The organism is Micrococcus sp. HMSC31B01, from assembly GCF_001816085.1.
GTDB classification, from domain to species: domain Bacteria; phylum Actinomycetota; class Actinomycetes; order Actinomycetales; family Micrococcaceae; genus Micrococcus; species Micrococcus luteus.
Genome location: NZ_KV825389.1, coordinates 1 through 3,083, shown reverse-complemented (window position 1 = coordinate 3,083; position 3,083 = coordinate 1). Strand labels below are relative to the sequence as shown.

Genomic DNA, 3,083 nt, shown 5'->3' with positions numbered 1-3,083 from the left:
CGGGCTGCGCGACGACCTGGCGCGCTGGGACCGCGAGGACATCCGGACGCTGACGCGCCTGTTGGACCGGCTGGCCGCCGAGCGTCAGACCCGGATGCAGGACCCCGCCGAGTCCGAGTGAGCCGCCGGCCGGACCCGCGGGCCCGGCCGGCGGGCGGGATCACCAGATGGTGACGCGCTCCTCCGGGGCCAGCCACATGGGATCCCCCTCGCGCGTGCCGAACGCCTCGTGGAAGGCGTCGATGTTCTTGACCACCTGGTTGCAGCGGAACTCGTTGGGCGAGTGCGGGTCCGAGGCGATGCGGGTGACCATGGCCTCCGGTCGCGTGAGCTGACGCCACACGGTGGCCCAGGCGGTGAAGAACTCGCGGTCCCCCGCCGCGGCGTCGAGGGAGGCGCCGTCGCCCTCGTCCCGCCAGATCTCCAAGGCGCGGTGGGCGATGCCCAGGCCGCCGAGGTCGCCGATGTTCTCCCCCAGGGTGAACTCGCCGTTGACGCGGTGGTCCGGGGCCTCGGCCGGGGAGAGCGCGTTGTACTGGGCCACCAGCCGGGAGGTGCGCTCGGCGAACGCCGCACGGTCCTCCTCGGTCCACCAGTCCTCGAGCCGGCCGGCGCCGTCGTACCGCGAACCCTGGTCGTCGAAGCCGTGGCCGATCTCGTGGCCGATCACGGCGCCGATCGCCCCCAGGTTCGCGGCCATCGAGGCCTCGGGGTCGAAGAACGGGGGCTGCAGGATGGCGGCCGGGAAGACGATGGCGTTCTCGAGCGGGGAGTAGTACGCGTTCACCGTCTGCGGCGTCATGTGCCACTCCTCCGGGTCCGGCCCGTCCGCGATCTTGCGCAGGTCCCGCTCCCACTCGAGCTCCGAGGAGGAGCGGGCGTTGCCCAGCAGGTCGCCGGCGTGGACCTCGAGGGCGGAGTAGTCCAGCCACTTCGAGGGGTAGCCCACCATGGGGCGGAACATCGCCAGCTTCTCGAGCGCCCGCTGACGGGTCTCCTCACCCATCCACTCGAGCTCCTCGATGGACCGGCGATAGGCCTCCTGGAGCAGGCCCACGAGCTCGTCCATCGCGGCCACGTGGCCCTGCGGGAAATGGCGGGCCACATAGAGCTGCGCCACGTCCTCGCCGGCCGCCCCGTTGACGAACGCGACCGCGCGCTTCCAGCGGGGGCGGACCTCCTCGGTGCCGGCCAGGCGGCGGCCGTAGAAGGAGAAGTTCTCCTGCACGAACGCGTCCGGCAGGAACCCGGCGAAGGAGCGCAGCACCTGCAGGATCAGCCAGTGACGCCAGTCCTCGAGGTCGGCGGCCTCGGGTCCCTCGAGCAGCCCCTGCACACCGGAGAGGAAGTCCGGCTGCCACACCACGACCTCCGCGGCGCGCTCGCCTGCGGCGTCCACGCCCTCGAGCCACGCGTCGGCCAGGGGGAAGAGCTCCGTCAGCCGGTCGTGGGTCATGGGGTTGTAGCGGGCCACGGCGTCCCGGCTGCGGACCAGGTCCCAGTGCAGGGCGGCGATGCGCTTCTCCAGCTCCACCACCCGGACGCCCAGCGCGGCGGCCTCGTCCCGGTCCGCACCGATCCCGGCCAGCGTCAGCAGGCGGCCGGTGTGCTCGGTGTACTGCTCGAGGATCTCGGCGTAGGCCTCGTCCCGGTAGTAGGACTCGTCCGGCAGGCCCAGGCCGCCCTGGAGCAGGTGCAGGAGCATGCGGTCCGGGTTCCCGGCGTCGTTGAGGGCGCCGGTGTTGATGAGGCCGGAGACTCCCTGACGCTGCAGTCGCCCGGAGAGGGTGAGCAGCTCCGCGGGGGTGGTCACGGTGGCCACCGCCGCCAGGTCCGAGGCGATCGGCTCGAGGCCGCGGGCCTCCACGGTCTCGTCGTCCATGAAGGAGGCGTACAGCGCGGCGATCCGGCGCTTGAGCTCCGGATGCTCCATGCCCTCCGTGTCCTCCGCATCCAGCGGCGCGAGCGGGGCGTCCCGGTGCGCGCCGGCCGCGGCCGTGGCCTGCACGCGCGCCTGGGCGGGGTCGAAGCCCGTGCCGACCTCGCGCACGGCGTCCTCGCACAGGTGCCGGACGGCGAGCTCGGCCGCGTCCCGCAGCTCGAGGAACGCGCCGTAGGCACCCTGGTCCGCGGGGATCTCATGGGTGTCCAGCCACCCGGCGTTGACGTGGCGGTACAGGTCCTCGCGCGGCGACGGGACGCGGGGCTCGGCGGTGGCGGTCACGGCGGATCCTCCTGGACGTGGGGGGTGGGACGGTCTCGCACGGCACTCTAGCCGTGACACCGGACACGACGACGGACACGCACCCTGGTCGGGTGCGTGCCCGTCGTCGTGGGGACGGCCGGCACGGGGCCGCCGTCGGGAAGCGGGGGTCAGCCGACCTCGGCGGCCAGCTTCGCGAGCGACTCCTCCATCTGCTCCTCGGAGACCATCGGGAAGAGGTTCTTCTCCAGCAGCTCCGGGTCGGTCACGGCGGTCCAGTCGTAGGTGAGGGACACGTCCGTGCTGCCGGAGCCGTTGTCCTCGAGCCGGTAGACCCACTGCCAGCCCTTGGGCTCGGTGCCGGCGGGGGCGGTCTTCCAGCCGACCAGCTTGTTCGGGTCGTAGGCGACCACGTGGTTGTCGGTCTGGTAGTCGCCCCCCATGTGCTCCGCGTGCATGTTCATGGTGAACACGTCGCCGACCTTCTGGATGCGCTGGGTCTTGTCGTCCGACTGCACCATGCCCGAGCCGTCGAACTTCGCGTGGTTCGCGGGCAGGGTCAGGAAGTCGAACACGTCCTTGGCGGACGCGTCGATGGTCCGGGTGACGGTCTGCTGGGTCTCGCCGTGGGCGGTCTTGTTCATCTCGGTCATGAGATCAACCTAGGCACGGGGCCGGGGCGGGCGACAAGGTCTGAGGCTCAGTCCGGCACGTTGCGGCCACGCCGGAACGCGGACACGCTGCGGTGGCCGGCCACGCTGAACCGCCACGGGAAGCGCACGGAGCCACCCTCCCCCGAGACGCCGACGCGCGGGCCCGTCACGACCTCGATCGGCGGCTCGGCCGGATCGCGGGGCGCACGGCTACACGGACTACCCGT

2 protein-coding genes and 1 pseudogene are annotated in these 3,083 nt (G+C 72.2%); all 3 read right to left on the bottom strand.

Annotation, left to right across the window (positions count from 1 at the left end):
• Positions 1 to 160 precede the first annotated feature (160 nt).
• Positions 161 to 2,224 (bottom strand): M13 family metallopeptidase, encoded by a 2,064-nt coding sequence (locus HMPREF3105_RS11215; RefSeq protein WP_070709650.1) that lies wholly within the window; start codon positions 2,222 to 2,224, stop codon positions 161 to 163.
• A 149-nt stretch (positions 2,225 to 2,373) separates the two neighbouring features.
• On the bottom strand, positions 2,374 to 2,856 hold the full coding sequence (locus HMPREF3105_RS11210) for an SRPBCC family protein (RefSeq protein ID WP_049146638.1): 483 nt from the start codon (positions 2,854 to 2,856) through the stop codon (positions 2,374 to 2,376).
• Between the two features lie 47 nt (positions 2,857 to 2,903).
• Positions 2,904 to 3,083: pseudogene (locus HMPREF3105_RS12755) on the bottom strand (hypothetical protein); the annotation flags it as partial.